General features: G+C 62.3%; 15 protein-coding genes. 10 read left to right on the top strand and 5 right to left on the bottom strand.

Annotated elements, in window-relative coordinates:
• Nucleotides 1-19: 19 nt before the first annotated feature.
• Nucleotides 20-943, bottom strand: a complete 924-nt coding sequence (locus RL_RS16215; RefSeq protein WP_041936388.1) for a phytanoyl-CoA dioxygenase family protein — start codon at nt 941-943, stop codon at nt 20-22.
• A gap of 97 nt (nt 944-1040) precedes the next feature.
• Here RL_RS16215 and RL_RS16210 point away from each other — a divergent pair, with 97 nt between their 5' ends.
• From RL_RS16210 to RL_RS16200, 3 genes are all read left to right on the top strand, one after another.
• Entirely contained in the window at nt 1041-1865 is an 825-nt protein-coding gene (locus tag RL_RS16210) for a helix-turn-helix transcriptional regulator (RefSeq protein ID WP_011652649.1), read from the top strand.
• 188 nt (nt 1866-2053) lie between these two features.
• Nucleotides 2054-3160 (top strand): AI-2E family transporter, encoded by a 1107-nt coding sequence (locus RL_RS16205; protein ID WP_011652648.1) that lies wholly within the window; start codon nt 2054-2056, stop codon nt 3158-3160.
• Entirely contained in the window at nt 3157-3606 is a 450-nt protein-coding gene (locus tag RL_RS16200) for a potassium channel family protein (protein WP_011652647.1), read from the top strand. The genes RL_RS16205 and RL_RS16200 overlap by 4 nt, the downstream gene beginning before the upstream one ends.
• A 96-nt stretch (nt 3607-3702) precedes the next feature.
• On the opposite strand, the gene RL_RS16195 is transcribed toward RL_RS16200, so the two are convergent.
• Entirely contained in the window at nt 3703-4725 is a 1023-nt protein-coding gene (locus tag RL_RS16195) for an LLM class flavin-dependent oxidoreductase (protein ID WP_011652646.1), read from the bottom strand.
• Between the two features lie 159 nt (nt 4726-4884).
• On the opposite strand from RL_RS16195, the gene RL_RS16190 reads away from it, so the two are divergent.
• A complete protein-coding gene (locus RL_RS16190; protein WP_011652645.1) occupies nt 4885-5667 on the top strand; it encodes a class I SAM-dependent methyltransferase in 783 nt (260 codons plus the stop codon).
• A gap of 298 nt (nt 5668-5965) precedes the next feature.
• Here RL_RS16190 and RL_RS16185 read toward each other — a convergent pair whose 3' ends face one another.
• The 3 genes from RL_RS16185 to RL_RS16170 all read right to left on the bottom strand — a co-directional run bounded on the left by RL_RS16185 (nt 5966) and on the right by RL_RS16170 (nt 9092).
• Nucleotides 5966-6835, bottom strand: a complete 870-nt coding sequence (locus RL_RS16185) for a transglutaminase-like domain-containing protein (protein WP_011652644.1) — start codon at nt 6833-6835, stop codon at nt 5966-5968.
• An 82-nt stretch (nt 6836-6917) separates the two neighbouring features.
• Entirely contained in the window at nt 6918-7631 is a 714-nt protein-coding gene (locus RL_RS16180; RefSeq protein WP_011652643.1) for a DNA helicase, read from the bottom strand.
• A gap of 309 nt (nt 7632-7940) precedes the next feature.
• Nucleotides 7941-9092 (bottom strand): ROK family transcriptional regulator, encoded by a 1152-nt coding sequence (locus RL_RS16170; protein WP_011652642.1) that lies wholly within the window; start codon nt 9090-9092, stop codon nt 7941-7943.
• 209 nt (nt 9093-9301) lie between these two features.
• Here RL_RS16170 and RL_RS16165 point away from each other — a divergent pair, with 209 nt between their 5' ends.
• From RL_RS16165 to RL_RS16140, 6 genes are all read left to right on the top strand, one after another.
• Nucleotides 9302-10609 carry an extracellular solute-binding protein gene (locus RL_RS16165; RefSeq protein ID WP_041936587.1) on the top strand — a complete coding sequence of 436 codons (1308 nt, stop codon included), beginning with the start codon at nt 9302-9304 and terminating at the stop codon, nt 10607-10609.
• Nucleotides 10610-10686: 77 nt separating this feature from the next.
• Nucleotides 10687-11577, top strand: a complete 891-nt coding sequence (locus RL_RS16160; protein ID WP_011652640.1) for a carbohydrate ABC transporter permease — start codon at nt 10687-10689, stop codon at nt 11575-11577.
• A 3-nt stretch (nt 11578-11580) separates the two neighbouring features.
• Nucleotides 11581-12498 carry an ABC transporter permease subunit gene (locus RL_RS16155; protein WP_011652639.1) on the top strand — a complete coding sequence of 306 codons (918 nt, stop codon included), beginning with the start codon at nt 11581-11583 and terminating at the stop codon, nt 12496-12498.
• A gap of 2 nt (nt 12499-12500) precedes the next feature.
• A complete protein-coding gene (locus RL_RS16150; RefSeq protein WP_011652638.1) occupies nt 12501-13619 on the top strand; it encodes an ABC transporter ATP-binding protein in 1119 nt (372 codons plus the stop codon).
• Between the two features lie 10 nt (nt 13620-13629).
• The gene (locus tag RL_RS16145; protein WP_011652637.1) at nt 13630-14460 is read left to right on the top strand and encodes a glycerophosphodiester phosphodiesterase family protein; all 831 of its coding nucleotides are present in this window, start codon (nt 13630-13632) and stop codon (nt 14458-14460) included.
• Nucleotides 14457-15287, top strand: coding sequence for an inositol monophosphatase family protein (locus RL_RS16140; RefSeq protein WP_011652636.1), 831 nt, complete (start codon nt 14457-14459; stop codon nt 15285-15287). The genes RL_RS16145 and RL_RS16140 overlap by 4 nt, the downstream gene beginning before the upstream one ends.
• The last annotated feature ends 110 nt before the right edge of the window (nt 15288-15397 follow it).

Raw genomic sequence — 15397 nt, 5'->3', positions numbered from 1 at the left:
TGGGCCCTGGAAAGCCGGACTACAGCATGTCGCCGAGACTCCAATGGTTGTTCCATCGGACGTCGATCTCGTCATCGACATTCTGATATCTTATGTCGGTGGAGAGGCGCAGCCGCCGGCTGCGGTCCTGATTGATGGTCGAAGCGTGGATCATGTAGGGCGAGTGGAGCACCACGTCGCCAGCCTCGTAATCGGCGGCGAGCCAGCGGGTGTCGAAACGCTCTGCCATGTCGGGGAGATCCTTCGAGACCCAGCCGCCTTCGCTCATGTGGCTGTTATAGGCACTGATCTGCTCTTCCGGAGAAAGATCGCCACTTGCCGCCCTGAATTCGGCCTCCATCTTGGTGCCCAGAGCATGCGAGCCTTCGAGATAAACCAGGCCGCCCATCTCGGCGGGGGTGTCGCCGATCGGTATCCAGGCCGTCACCAGGCGGCTGGTGCCGCCGCGGAGATAGACGAGATCGTAGTGGGCGGGTGTGGCTGTCAGCGATCCCGGCTGGACGAAGCGCATGATCTTGCGCTTGTGCAGATAGGAGATGCCCTGCAGCAAATCGTCCATGAAGCGGGTGAGTGGCGGTTGCGCACAGAAGCCTTCATAGGCGGCGGAGCGGACGAGCGACATCAGGCGCCGGTCCGCCAGGCTTCTGTCGAAGCCACCGGCAGACGCGATCCCCAGAGAAAAATCGCTGCCCGGCTCGACCAGTCCGGTTTCGGCAAGGCGTTCGAAGACCCAGTGGCGGAAATCGATGACATCGGCCCGCGGCAGAAGGCCTTTCAGCCAGACATAGCCATCGTGCTGGTAGCGGCGGCGGATGGCGTCGACGCCGACGGCGGGATCGGTCGGCATGAGCCAGCCCGTCCGCTCCGCAGGCAAGGTTTTGCCATGGGCGGCAAGGGGAAATTCCGGCCTTCGGATCTGCACGGCCTCCGCAGCAATTGACATTTCACTCCTCCGTCGCTTGAGTTGGCTTGCCATCAATTACCTGATCCGGCGCGCCAACCGACATAGAGGAAATTCATAGCTGGACTTTTCGCTCACCATGAGAGACCCAGAGGCCATCTATAGGACGCCGCTTGCCGCTGCCGGCGGACTTGCTGTTACCGGCAGCGGCAGGCAGCAGGCTCGCCGTGCGGTGACGGACCGGAAACTGCCGAGTTTCGCCGTCGTGCTGGTAGAGCGCGGGCAGGGCTGGCTGGACACCGCGGCCAGCGGCCGCCTGAACCTCACCGGGCCGATCCTCTTCTGGCTGTTTCCGAACCGCGTGCATTCCTATGGCCCCGATGAAGGCGGCTGGGACGAGCGCTGGGCGCTTTTCGAAGGATCGTTCACGCGAGACTTCGTCCGGTTGAGGCTCATGACCGAGCGACAGCCCGTCGTGGCCTTGCATCACGTAGATGAGATGGCGCGGCTATTCGGCACCCTGCATGCCGATCTGCTCGACGATACCAACCTCGGGCAGGCATCGGCGGCCTTGATGCTGCATCGCATCGTCATATCAGCCGCAAGACAGGCAAGCGGTGCGGCCGATCAGCGCCGAGACAGGCCCGACGTGGCCGAAATCGTCGAGACGCTGCGGCAACGCGCAATGCAACCGCTGAACCTTACAGCCTTCGCCGCCGAGCACGGCATGTCGCCGGCGACGCTGCGCAGGCGGTTCACGGTCGAAACCGGGCTGCCGCCCAAGGCATTCCAGCTTCGTGCGCGCATGGACCACGCCAAACAGCTCTTGGCAACCACCGACGAGAAGATCGAAACCATCGCCGCCATGGTCGGCCTGGATGACCCGTTTTATTTTTCGCGTGTCTTTCACGAACGCGAGGGCTGCAGTCCTCGCGAATTTCGCGCCAGATACGCCAGGGGTTGAGAGCCCGGCAGCAGTGGCCGTATCCCGCTTTCACGAAGTCGTGTATGATGATGGGGCGTTGGAGACGATCTTTCGCGGCGTCGGCAAAATCTTCGCCGCGCAGGTCCGATACCGGGTGGAAGGTTTCGTTGTCCGATGCGTGAGCGTCCGGCTTCGCTCGTTGGCGGAGGCCGGGCCGGGAGGGGAAAATGACGTCCAGCGCATTGAACGCCGACCTAGCGTCGTCGAGACCATCCATCATTCACGCGGCGGTTCAATTGGGAATCGTCGCGCTTCTGGTTTATGTCTGTGCCAGGATCATGTTGCCGTTCCTCGGCCTTCTGCTTTGGTCGGTAATCCTGGCGGTCATGCTTCATCCCTTGCATCTGCGCCTGTCTAATCGGATCGGCAATCGGTGGTCAGCATCTCTCATCGGGATGGTCGGCGTTGCCGTGGTGCTGGTGCCCATGTACCTCGTGGTCACATCGCTTGGGTCTTCCATTTACTGGCTTGTTTCCGGCTTGCAGAACCACAGCCTGACGATCCCGCCGCCGCCAGCGTGGCTTGCCGATGTGCCGGCGGTCGGAGCGAAGCTCTCGGCGGGCTGGTCGCTCGCTGCCGCCAACCTGCCCTTGGCGCTCAGTCAATACGGAGAGATGCTGACCAAGCCTGCTGCGTGGCTCGCATCTTTCGCCGGCGGCCTGGCCACAGGTGGCCTATCCTTCGTTCTTTCGATCGCGATCGCCGCCGTGCTTGTCGCCTATGCCAAGGGTGCTGCGGCATTCGCCCTCAGTCTGCTGGAGCTCGTCACCAACAGCAAGGCGCGGGGTGCCCGGCTCATCCATCTGACAGCCTCGACGATCCGGGGAGTGGCGGTCGGCGTGGTCGGCGTGGCGGTGATCCAGTCGATGCTCGTCGGCATTGGATTCTTCGCTATCGGCCTTCCCGCGGCCGGTGCTCTGACGCTGGTCACCTTTCTCCTGGCAGTCGTGCAGATACCGCCGCTGCTGCTGACCCTGCCGGTCATGGCCTATGTCTTTGTCACGGAAGCGACAACTCCGGCAATCATCTTCGCCATTTGGTCTTTCTTCGCCGGGCTGAGCGACAATCTGCTCAAGCCCTTGATGCTCGGCCGTGGATCTGATGTGCCGATGCCGGTCATCCTGGTCGGTGTCATCGGTGGGATGATAGCCGACGGCCTTCTCGGTATATTTGTCGGCCCCGTGTTGCTGGCCGTAGGCTTCGTGTTGCTGATGGAATGGCTACATGAGCGCCCGGTCGAGGACGGCCCCCGGATCGAAGGTCCGGCCCCATGATCAAAGTCATTGGTCTCGGCCTGCTTGCGATGGCGATCTGCCTCGGACTGCAGGCGCTGGCTTCGGTGCTGGCCGCGCGTTATTTTTCTCACGCTCGCACGCAACCCGTGGGCCGAAACCCTTGGCGGACGGTCTTCGTGCAATTTTCGGTCCTGATGATCGTGCTCATGCTGGGCAATATCTTCCAGGTCGCTTTCTGGGCGCTGTTATATCGCGTACTCGGCGCCTTCGAAGACTTCGAAACGGCCATGTATTTTTCGGGGGTCACCTTCACGTCGCTCGGTTATGGCGATGTCGTGCTTGAGGGCCGCATCCGGCTGCTTGCGCCGCTGCAGGCAGCCAATGGGCTGATGATGTTCGGGATCACGACGGCGCTCTTCTTCTCGGCCATACAGCAGGCCATGGGGAAATTGGCTGCGGCAAATCAAACCGCGCATGAGCCGTAGTGTGCTGGAGCAATTCAAAGTGTTACAGCGTCCTTTGCGCGTCTGAAAAGACGCGCGGCGCTGTAGCCGGCGAAGACAGCCTGTCGTGCCGCGGCGTCAGCGCCAACCCATCGCTGGCGCGACGTGGGTGAGGATCGCTTCAATGACATGGGCGTTGTAATCGACGCCGAGCTGGTTGGGGACGGTCAGCAGCAGGGTGTCGGCTTCGGCGATGGCTTGGTCTTCAGCGAGCTGCTTGATCAGGGCGTCGGGCTCTGCGGCGTAGCTGCGGCCGAAGATCGCCCGGGTCTTCTCGTCGATGAAGCCGATCTTGTCCTCACCGTCATTGCCATAGCCGAAATAGGCGCGGTCGCGGTCGTCGACCAGTGCGAAGATGCTGCGGCTGACCGAGACGCGCGGCTGGCGTGTGTGGCCGGCTTCTTTCCAGGCCTCGCGGTATGCGCGGATCTGGTCGGCCTGCTGGACGTGGAAGGGCTCTCCCGTCTCATCGTCCTTCAGCGTCGAGCTCTGCAGGTTCATGCCGAGCTTGGCCGCCCAGACGGCGGTGGCATTCGAGCTTGCGCCCCACCAGATCCGCTCACGCAGGCCCTCGGAATGCGGCTCGAGGCGCAGGAGGCCGGGCGGGTTTGGAAACATCGGCCGCGGGTTCGGTTTGGCAAAACCTTCGCCGCGCAGCACTTCGAGGAAGTCTTCGGCATGGTGGCGAGCCATGTCGGCCTCGCTCTGGCCTTCGGGCGGGGCGTATCCGAAATGGCGCCAGCCATCGATCACCTGTTCGGGCGAACCGCGGCTGATGCCGAGCTGCAGGCGGCCGCCGGCAATGAGGTCGGCCGCACCGGCATCCTCGGCCATATAAAGCGGGTTCTCGTAGCGCATGTCGATGACGGCGGTGCCTATCTCGATGCGGTTGGTTCTAGCGCCGACGGCTGATAGCAGCGGGAAGGGTGCGGCCAGCTGTCGGGCGAAATGATGCACGCGAAAATACGCCCCGTCAGCGCCGAGCTCCTCGGCCGCCACTGCAAGGTCGATCGACTGCAGCAGCGCATCGCCGGCCGAGCGCGTCTGCGATTGGGGCGAGGGCGTCCAGTGCCCGAACGAGAGGAAACCGATCTTCTTCATGCCGATGCCGCACCTTGATCTGTTGTATCTGGGGTCGACCGGTCATCGCACAGTTTCGGTCTGGAAGACAATCGGAACCGGATGGCTGTACCGATGAAAACCCATTGACATAAACGTGTGTTACAGCCTCTGCTTATGCGGCGAGAGCATGGAGTCTTGATGGATCAGCGCAAGGGTTCTTCCTTTTCGGAAACCGACGTTGTCGCAAATTACCGGTATCGCCCGCCTTACCCCGATGCCGTATTTCGAAAGCTTCTGCCAATTGCGCCGCGGTCGGAGCATCTCCTGGATATCGGTTGCGGACCGGGAAAAATCTCGCGCGCGCTGGCGGGTGCGTTTACAAGTGTTACGGCAGTTGACCCCTCTGAGCATATGATCGCTCTTGGCAGATCGCTGCCGGGCGGTAACGCGGGGAATATCCGGTGGATAGAAAGTTTCGCCGAGGATTTCCCGGCCAATGGTGGACCTTTCGATCTGACGGTCGCTGCGGCAAGCATCCACTGGATGGATCATAGCAGGCTGTTTCCGCATCTTCTGGCAAACGCCGCGCCAGGCCATGTCATGGCCGTGATTTCCGGAGACGACCCGTTCGAACCTCCATGGCAATCGGATTGGCATTCTTTCCTGGGGAAGTGGGTTCCGGAGGTGACAGGCCAGCCTTTCGATCACGATAAAAGGTCCGAGGGCATGCGAAGCTATCAGAGCTATCTCAACCTCCATGGCAGCGAACACTTCGTATCAGAGCGTCCCTTCGTGCAGAACGTCGAAGACTTCGTATCCTGCCAGCATTCGCGGGATACATTTGCGCCTTCAAAACTGGGCGACCGCATCGCAAGGTTTGATGCGGAACTCTCGGAGCTGTTGCGCTCCTATTCGAATGATGATCGGTTGAGCTTTGTCGTGTGCACCAGGATTGTCTGGGGCGAAATCAAGCCGATCTGAGAAGAGTGGACATTTGGGGTGGGTGGCAGACAGAGGCGTTGCGGCATGCTCGCCTTACCTCTCTCGCCATAGTCGAGGAGAGGGAAACCAAGGCGCCGCCGCGTATCTCTTCTCCCCGGTGGGGAGAATGTGCCTGCAGGCGGATGAGGGGGTGAGCGACGACAGGAGCGAATGCGCTGAGCGCAAACGAAGGGGCAATGAATGGTGTGCCGTGTAACCCCCTCATCCGACCCTTCGGGCCACCTTCTCCCCGGCGGGGAGAAGAGGGAACAAGCGGCGATCTCAGCCATTCCATAAATCACGCGCTGCCCACATCCTCCATCTGCTGGCGCACGCCGTTGAAGACCTGCGCCGGCACGCGCAGCCCGGCATCGTCCTCATAGAGCGCCCGCAACTCCCCGAAGCGTTCGTCCGCTGCCACCGTCAGGGCAGCGAGGCGATCGAAGCGGGCGAGACCATCCGCAGACATCTCTTCTTCGGGTTCCGGCATCGATCCCCAATTGTCCCAGGGAAGCATCTCCATGTTATTGAGGGCGGCGAAGTCGCGGACGAGGTTCATGGCGATGAACCAGAAGCCGGACTCGTCGAAGATGCCGAATTTTCCGGGGTCGGCGGTGCCGGCGCGGCAGCGCTGCCAGGTTTCGCCGGCGCTGAGGAATTTGTCGAGGAGATCGAAATCGAGTTTCAAGGCAGCGCGCTGGAGATCGTCGATCTGGAAGTCCGCAGAGACCCAGCGCTCTCCGTCCCAATATTCGGTGATCCAGTGATCGATGCCCTTGCCGGCCTCGAAATACATGCCGAAGCCGCAGCGGGCACGTGCCGGGACGCCCTGGGCCTTGAGTGCCGCGCAGGCAAGCACGGTGAAATTGCGGCATGTGCCTATGCTGCGTTTGTCAGGCGGGCGCGGGATGTCGAACGGCGCGGGATCGATTGCCATGATCGTATCGAGTATCTCGCGCGCCGGCCGTGTGTGCGATTGCGCCCTTCGCTCCGGCGTCAGCACCTGATCGTACTGCTGCGCCCAGGCATCATGCAGCAGCGTGCCGTGTACGGCGGCGGCAACGGCGCCGACGCCCTTGAGCGCGGCAAGCGCTGCGGCATGCGCCCCGGCCGATGTCATCTGGCCGGGGCGCGTGTAGAAATCGACAGGGCTCTCATATCCGTTCATGCCGGGCAGTATGATAAAACCAGATCAACGGAGCAAGGTCCCGCTGGCCACGTGAGGCCCGCGAGCGGAGCACGGCAGGTCCTTATCGCGTAGCCTGAAACGCTACCTGGCCGTTGTTCAGGAAGCACGTCTTGTCGAACAGTTTCAAGTCGAGCGGGTTCGGCAGCCTGATATCGGCGATATCAGGCAGGGGCTTATGCGATCGCTCGTAGGATCGGTCGATTTGGGAGATGAAGACCACGATCAGGCCGCGTTCGCGGGCGAAAGCCTTCAGGGTGCGGACCTGGACGGAGAGTTCGGGGTTCTCGCGTTTCTGGTCGAGCAGCTGGAGATAGTCGATGACGACAAGCGTGCCGCGCGGTGCGGACGCCAATCTCTCGGCGATGTAGGCGGCGCTGATCGCGTCGGAGCCGTCGAATTCGAACAGACGCTCGAATTGCGCCCGGTCGACGCCGATGGCGCGGAAGCGATCGGCAATATCCTCTTCCGTATATTCCAGCGAGAAGAACACACCGGGACGGCCTGATTTCATCGCCTCGACGGCGAGTTCGAGGCCCATCAGGGTCTTGCCGTGGCCGGGCCGGGCGCCGACGAGCAGGAGATCGCCGGGCAGCAATTGCTGAAACAGCTTGCCGGCGGGTGCTTCCGCAGCTGCTTTTGCCGCAAGCAGGCTCCAGCCGCTGTAGCCCTCGTTTTGGGCTATGCGGTCGAGTGCCTGGTGCAGCGGTAGATTTTCGGCGCGCGACAACGCCTTGGCTTTGCGCTTGAGGTGATAGATAGGCGCAGACATCTTCATTCATAAACCTCCTATTGCGAGCGGTTTCCGCAATCCCTCCTTATGCAAGATGCTCGAACAGTCGGTTCGGTGTCAGGCAGCCCCGCATGACGTCTGCTTTCCCGATGGAGGGGGGAGGCGTGGGCTGCGCCAGAATCAGATCATAGCGCAGGGCCTGCCGGTCGAAAATCGCCCGCGTCGCTTCGGCGCGAAAAACGGCATCTTCCGCCAGCGCACATGCATCGATTTCCTCAAGCGGAAGGAGACGGAATAGCCGTAAGCGGCTGAGCGTCAGTTTCTGGCTCGGCGGAGCCGTTGAAGCGTCCGAAATCAATAATAGGCCGACTTGAACGGGGTGATCGCCGCGCCCATGGCCGAGGCGTCGCTTGAGATCTCGGAGATGATCAGCTTCGGGCGCGGGCGCTGCACGCCGTAGCGTGGCCGATCGAAATTCTCTGTCCGGTCGATCAGCATCTGCGCCAGAGCGGTGGGAACCTGGCCGCCGAAGATGATCGCCTGCGGATCGAAAATGGCCCAGATCGCATTGATCAGGCGGCTATAGGCAGGCGTGACCTCGTCCACCCATTCCGCGACACCTGGCCATTTAGGGTCGAAATGCTTGCGCATATAGCTGATCGAGGGAACGTCGACGCCGTTGCGGTTGAGTCTTTCGATCAGCCACTGCAAGGCCGGCCGGCGTTTGCTCTCCTCGGCGTCGTACATCCCCGAGAATTCGCCGGCATTGCCGATGCCGCCCAGCAGCAGTTCGCCGTCGCTGATCAGGCCGCCGCCAAAGCCGTAGTTGAAGCTCAGATAAGCAAAGTGCTTGATATAGCGGCCGACGCCGAACATGGATTCGGCGATGGCTCCCGTCTTGCCGCCGTTGCGCACCCAGGCGGGCTTGCCGAAAAATTCCGTGAGCAGCGGGCCGAGCTCGATCAGCGACCATTCATGCAGCGGGAGGGGCGCATTGTAGCGGGTGCCGCTGATGTGAAAGCCGGCAATGGCAAAGCCGATACCGAAGAAGGCCTCTTCGGAAAGATTGTTCACCCTCTGGTGTTCGATCAGCTGCTCGCGAACCAGATCGAGCGACTGGGCCATGGTGCGTTCGCGCAAGGCGACGCTGCTTTCGGCGAGCACATTGCCTGATATATCCATCAAGCAGATGCCGATGATGTCGGTATTGACCGAGATGCCGCAGGAATAAGCGTAGCGGCCGTCGAGCCGGAGTGTCGGGCTCGGCTGGCCGCGGCCGGTGCCGGGTTTCGGCGAGCCGAAGGAGACGATGCCGCGTTCCTCCAATTGGTCGATGATGCGGTAGACGGATTGCTGCGTAAGATCGGTGTGGGCGGTGACTTCCGATCGGGAAAGGCCGGGATGACGCCAGATCAGCTTTAGCAGGTCGCGTTCGTTCGGCGAGACGACGCCGCCGCCTTCGCGCAGGAAGCGCGTCGCGATCAGTGTCTCCGGAAAGTAGGCCATATCAACACTTCCCTCGTTAAAAATTACTACAGAGGTGTAGTAATAATTTTTCGTGCTTCCGGTTGTCGGGCGCATTCACGCTTTATCAGCGGCCTCTCTTCGCATCAAGTGTCACGGACTCGTCACTAAGTTGTTACACGCTATGTGTAATAAATTCGGCGTCACAGAGCCGGGCTCGAACCCGGCTGTCAAAACAGGCGAGGGCAATGATGAAGATTTCCATCCTGGCGGCTGCTGCCGCGCTGATGGCGGGCGCGTGTTCTGCGCAGGCCGCCAATATCGAATTCTGGTACGGCAATACGGGTGTCGTCGAAAAGGCGATCCAGGACCAGTGCAGCGCTTTCAATGCCGCGCAATCGGAGCATCACGTCACCTGCGTCGGCCAGGGAAGCTATGAAGTATCGATGCAGAAGGCGATCGCCGCCTTCCGCGCCAACAAGCATCCCGTCCTCATCCAGTTCTTCGACGCCGGCACGCTCGACCTGATGCTGTCGGATGCCGTCGTTCCGGTCCAGGACGTGCTACCCGACGTCAGGTGGGACAATTATATCGCCGGCGCCCGGGCCTATTACGAAACCTCCGGCGGCAAGCTTTTCGCCCAGCCCTACAATTCCTCGACGCTGCTGTTCTACACCAACAAGACCGAGCTGGAGAAAGCCGGCATCACCAAGACGCCGGCGACCTGGGAAGAGATCATCGAGGCCGCCCGCAAGCTGAAGGCTTCGGGTCATGCCTGTCCCTTCACCACCGACGGCGACACCTGGCGGGTGCTCGAACAGTTTTCCGCCCGCCACGGCCTGCCGGTCGCCTCAAAGCATAACGGCTATGACGGTCTCGGTGCCGAATATGTGTTCAACACGACCTTCGCCGCCAAGCATCTGCAGAACCTGATCGACTGGCGCAAGGAAGGCCTAGTCAAGCTCAATGCCGATACCAAGGCCGGCAACTTCACCGCCGCCTTCAACACCGGCGAATGCGCGATGATGGAGAATTCCTCGGGCTCCTATAGCGCCTCGGCCAAGGCGTTCGAAGGCAAATACGAACTGTCAGTCGGCATGGCGCCGATGTATGAGGGTTACGAGCGCCACAACACCTTCGTCGGCGGTGCCTCGATCTATATCATGAAGGGCCGCGACAAGGCCGAGGTCGAAGGCGCCAAGGCCTTCCTCGACTTCCTGCGCCGTCCCGAACAGCAGATGTTCCTGACCGCCGCCACCGGCTACGTGCCCGTCACCAACGACGTGATGGATGCGATCGCGAAAAGCGGCGAGGCGAATTCGCCGAAATATGCGACGGCCGCCGTCGGCATCGAGTCGATGAACCAGCCGCGCACGCCGGATACCCGCGGCATCCGTCTCGGCTTCTATGTGCAGTTCCGTCAGGTGTTCATGGAAGAGACGCAGAAGGCTTTTGCTGGCGAGGAGACCATGCAGGCGGCGCTCGACAACGCCAAGAAGCGCGGCGACGAGCTGCTGCGCCGCTTCGAGCAGACCTACAAGGGCGTGAAGATGCAGTGATCCCGACATCCCACGTACCGAGCGCGTGAAGCGCTCGGTACGTGGGTCCCGCCGGTCTTCCAATGCAGGGCTTCTTCATGACTTCGGAATCTTCGCTTTTCAGCCACCGCTGGCTGCCGCTTCTGCTGGTGGCGCCGCTCATGCTGCTGATCACGCTCTTCTTCTATGTGCCGATCTTCCAGGCCTTCTACTGGTCGTTCTTCCTCGAGCGCCCCTTCGGCGGCGGCTCGATGTTTGTCGGCTGGGACAATTTCGCCCGCGTGCTTTCCGATCCCGAATTCTGGGAGGGCGGCTGGCGCACAATCGTGTTCATGGTCACCGCATCCTCGCTTGCTGTGGTGATCCCGCTGATCCTTGCGGTCGCGGCCGACCGGAAGATCCGCCTATCGCTGCCGGCGCGTAATGTGCTCGTCTGGCCGAAGGGGGTTGCCGGCGCCTCGATCGGCGTCGTCTTCGCCTTCATCTTCAATCCTTTCGTCGGCGTGCTCGCGCCACTCAACTCAGCCTTTCCCGGCATCTGGGCGCCTGGCATCAACGGCACAGATGCCTTCATCACGCTGATCGCCGCGCATGTCTGGGGCGGCATCCCGTTCAATTTCGTCATCCTGCTCGCCGGCCTGCAGTCGATCCCGAAGACCATGCACCAGGCAGCCGCAATGGATGGGGCAGGGCCGTGGCGGCGCATCTTCGACGTGCAACTGCCGCTCATCATGCCGCAGCTCTTCCTGACGCTGGTGCTGGAGTTCACCGAAAGCATCACCTCGGCCTTCGCGCTGATCGATACGATCACCCATGGCGGCCCCGGCGGCGCCACCACGCTGCTGGTCTACAAGATCTACACGGACGGCTTCAGTGGCTACGACCTTTCCGGCGCCTCGACCCAGACGGCAATACTGATGGTCTTCGTCGTCCTCCTCACCGGCGCCCAGTTCCTCTTCCTCGGCCGACGCATCAAATACGAGCGGTGACCCATGATTGAAAACGCACGTTCCCTCAACATCGCAGCCAGCCTCGTCCTCATCGTCGGCATCGTCTATATCCTCGGGCCGCTCTATCTGACGCTGGCGACAGCCTCGCAATCCTATGAATTCATCCTGCGCAACGGGCTCGCCTGGTATCCCGGCGACCAGTTTTTCACCAATGCGGCGCACATCTTCACCGAGACGCACATCCCGGTCCAGATGCTCAACAGTCTGGTGGTCGCCTTCGGTGATGCATTCGCGACCTGCGTCCTGTCGCTTCTGTCGGCCTATGCCATCGTCTATTTCAGGGTTCGCTGGGCGGGCGTTGTCTTCGCGCTCATCCTTGCGACCATCATGCTGCCGATCGAGATCCGCGTCATCACCACCTACCAGGTGGCGTCGAACGTGTTTTCGCCGGTCAACGCGCTGCTCGATATCACCGGCCTGAACGGGCTGATCGCCGACTATTTCGGCGCGCCGGTGAAGCTCGAATGGAGCGTGCTGAACACGCATTTCGGCCTGATCGCGCCGCTTGTGGCGCATGGCACCGGCACCTTCCTGTTCCGCCAGTTCTTCCTCACCCTGCCCAAGGATCTGTTCAAGGCGGCGCGCATGGATGGGGCAGGGCCGATTCGCTTTCTCTTCGATATCCTGCTGCCCTTGTCGCGCACCAGCTTCGCTGCGCTCTTCGTGCTGACCTTCCTCAGCGGCTGGACGCAATATCTCTGGCCGCTGGTCGCCGCCTCGACGTCAGACATGCAGACCGCCGTCGTCGGGCTGGCGCGGCTTGTGCCGGATGCGGAGGGAGAGATCCCTGATTTCCCGATGATCATGGCCGGCGCCGTTATCGTTTCCATCATTCCGCTCGCGATGATCGCGCTTCTGCAGCGCTATCTCGTCCAGGGCCTCGCTCTCACGGAGAAATAGCCATGAACGCCATCGACATGGCCATCCGCGCCGCTGCCGCCAACATCACGCTATCAGGCGTCACCAAGGCCTATGACGCCGAGACCGTCGTCATCCCGCCGATGGATGTCGAGCTCAGGGCCGGCGAATTCACCGTCGTGCTCGGTCCCTCCGGCTGCGGCAAGTCAACGCTGCTGCAGATGATCGCCGGGCTGGAGCGGGTGAGCGGCGGCACGATCGTCATCGGCGGCCGGCAGGTGCAGGATCTGGAGCCGAAACATCGCGGCTGCGCCATGGTGTTCCAGAACTATGCGCTCTACCCGCATATGAGCGTCTTCGACAACATCGCCTACAGCCTCAAGGTATCAGGCATGGCGAAGGCCGAGCGCATCGAGCGGGTCGGCGCGGTGGCGAAGATGCTCGGGCTGTTGGATTTCCTCGGCCGCAAGCCGGGGCAGCTTTCCGGTGGCCAGCGCCAGCGCGTCGCGATCGGCCGGGCCATCGTGCGCGAGCCGGGCGTATTGTTGTTCGACGAGCCGCTGTCCAACCTCGATGCTCAGCTCCGCCACGACATGCGCGTCGAACTGGCCGACCTGCACCGGCGCATCGGCGCCACCACCGTCTTCGTCACCCATGACCAGGTGGAGGCGATGACGCTGGCCGACCGCATCCTCATTCTCAACAAGGGCCGGATCGAGCAATTCGATACGCCGAAGGCGATCTATCACCATCCGGCCTCGGTCTTCGTGGCGAAATTCATCGGCGCTCCGCCGATGAACATCCTGCCGGTCACCGGCGACGGTTCGGTGCTCAGGCTCGCCGACGGGCAGGTGGCGGCGCAAGCGCGGCTTACCGGTGCCTATCAGCTCGGCATCCGGCCGGAAGATATCCTTGTCGGTAGCAAGCCAGACAGCAAGGCAGGGGAGCATGTCGTCACATCAGCTCTGCGTTTTCGCGAGGACCTCGGCTCACATTCGATCCTGGCGGCCGAACTCGGCGGGTCGGTCGTGAGGATCGCTACACCCTTCGGCGTCGAGATATCGGACCGCAGCCAACTCTTTCTCAATCTCCCGGCTTCCCGCCTGCATCTCTTCGATGCAGCGAGCGGCAGGGCCATACCCGGCGCCCTCAGCGCAAACTAAAGGAAATCCCATGAAATACATCGACCACATTGCCGACCCGTCGCGCCCCTGCGCCATCGTCGCCCATCGCGGCGCCTGGCATCAGGCTCCGGAGAACAGCCTTGCTGCAATCGAGAATGCGATTGTCGGCGGCTATGACATCGTCGAGGTGGATATCCGCCAGAGCGCCGACGGCCACTTGTTCATCCTGCATGACGACACGCTCGAACGCATGGCCGGCATCGACCGCATCCCCGAGGAGATGACGATTGCCGAGATCACCGGCCTGCGGCTGCGCATGGCCGATGGCGGGCCGGACCAGCCGTTCACGACGCAGACCGTTCCGACGCTGGAACAGGTGCTCGAAACCGTACGTGGCCGCATCTTCGTCGATCTCGATCTCAAGGACCTCGAGATGATGAGCATCGTCGCTGCTAAGGTCAAAGAGATGGGCATGGCCGACCAGGTCGATCTCAAGGCTCGCGCCGATACGCCGGAGGCGCTGGCCTGGCTCGCCAGGCAGCCCGGGATCGACGGCATTCCGTTCATGGGCCAGGCGTTTTTCAGGGTCGGGAGCGCCGAAGAGACCGCCAAGGCAGTCATCGCGGCGCGCCCCTTCATGTGCGAAGCCAAGTTCGACGAGCTTGAGACGCTGGCCGGCCAGCACGAACGTCTGCGCAACGCCGGGATCTCCCTATGGGTCAACACGCTCGATCCGGTCTCCTGCTGCGGCCTGACCGACAGTGCGGCACTTGAAGATCCTGATGCGATCTGGGGACGGATGATGGCGGCCGGCATCAGCGTCATCCAGACCGACCAGCCCGCCGCGCTTAAGGCCTATATCGAGGCGCGCCGAGCATGAGGGAAGTGTCGGACGACATATTCTCCGCCGTGATGGAGGATATGCGCCGGGCGGCGGAGGCGGAAATCCTGCCCCGCTTCCCCGGCGTCACCGCCGAGGGCATCCGCACCAAGACCGCGCCCGACGATCTGGTGACCGATGCCGATATCGGTGCCGAGCGGCGGCTCACCGAAGCACTGTCGGCGCACTTTCCCGAGGCGCTGCTGGTCGGCGAGGAAGCGGTCTCCGCCGATCCGTCGATTCTGACGCGTCTTGGCGACGCCGATCTCGCCGTCATCATCGATCCTGTCGACGGCACCTGGAATTTCGCCCATGGCGTGCCGCTGTTCGGCATGATCGTGGCGATCGTCTCGGGCGGCGAGACGGTGGCCGGGCTGATCCACTATCCCGTAACCGGTGATTTCCTTGCCGCCCGGCTGGGGCAGAGCGCATGGCACATCGCCCGCGATGGCACGCGGACCCGGCTCAGCGTCGCGCCGCCAGGGCCGATCGGGGAAATGCACGGCTTCGTGCCGCTGCATATGTTCCCCGCCGAGGAGCAGCCGGTCTACGCTCGGAGCCTGCTGCACTTTGCCCGCACCACCACATGGCGCTGCTCGGCCTATGAATACCGGGCGGTGGCATCAGGCGCTATGAGTTTTTCGCTCAACGCCGAGCTCAAACCCTGGGACCACGCCGCCGGCGTGCTGATCCACCACGAAGCCGGCGGCTACGGGGCATTGCTCAGCGGCGAAGCCTATCGTCCTGCGATGACCAAGGGCCGGCTGCTGCTGGCGCCGGATGTGGAAAGCTGGGAGGCGATCCGGCGGGGTTTTGTCGAGGGGTGATGGCGGTTGCGTTTCGGCAGGAAGCTCTGGCTTGCTGCCGGCGCGCTTCGGTGCGCTGGCATGTAATCTGGCGGGAGCGCCACCCTCAATCTCCGTCATTCCTGTTCTCA

The sequence above is a fragment of the Rhizobium johnstonii 3841 genome (assembly GCF_000009265.1).
Lineage (GTDB): Bacteria > Pseudomonadota > Alphaproteobacteria > Rhizobiales > Rhizobiaceae > Rhizobium > Rhizobium acaciae.
This window is presented reverse-complemented; position numbering and strand designations above follow the sequence as displayed.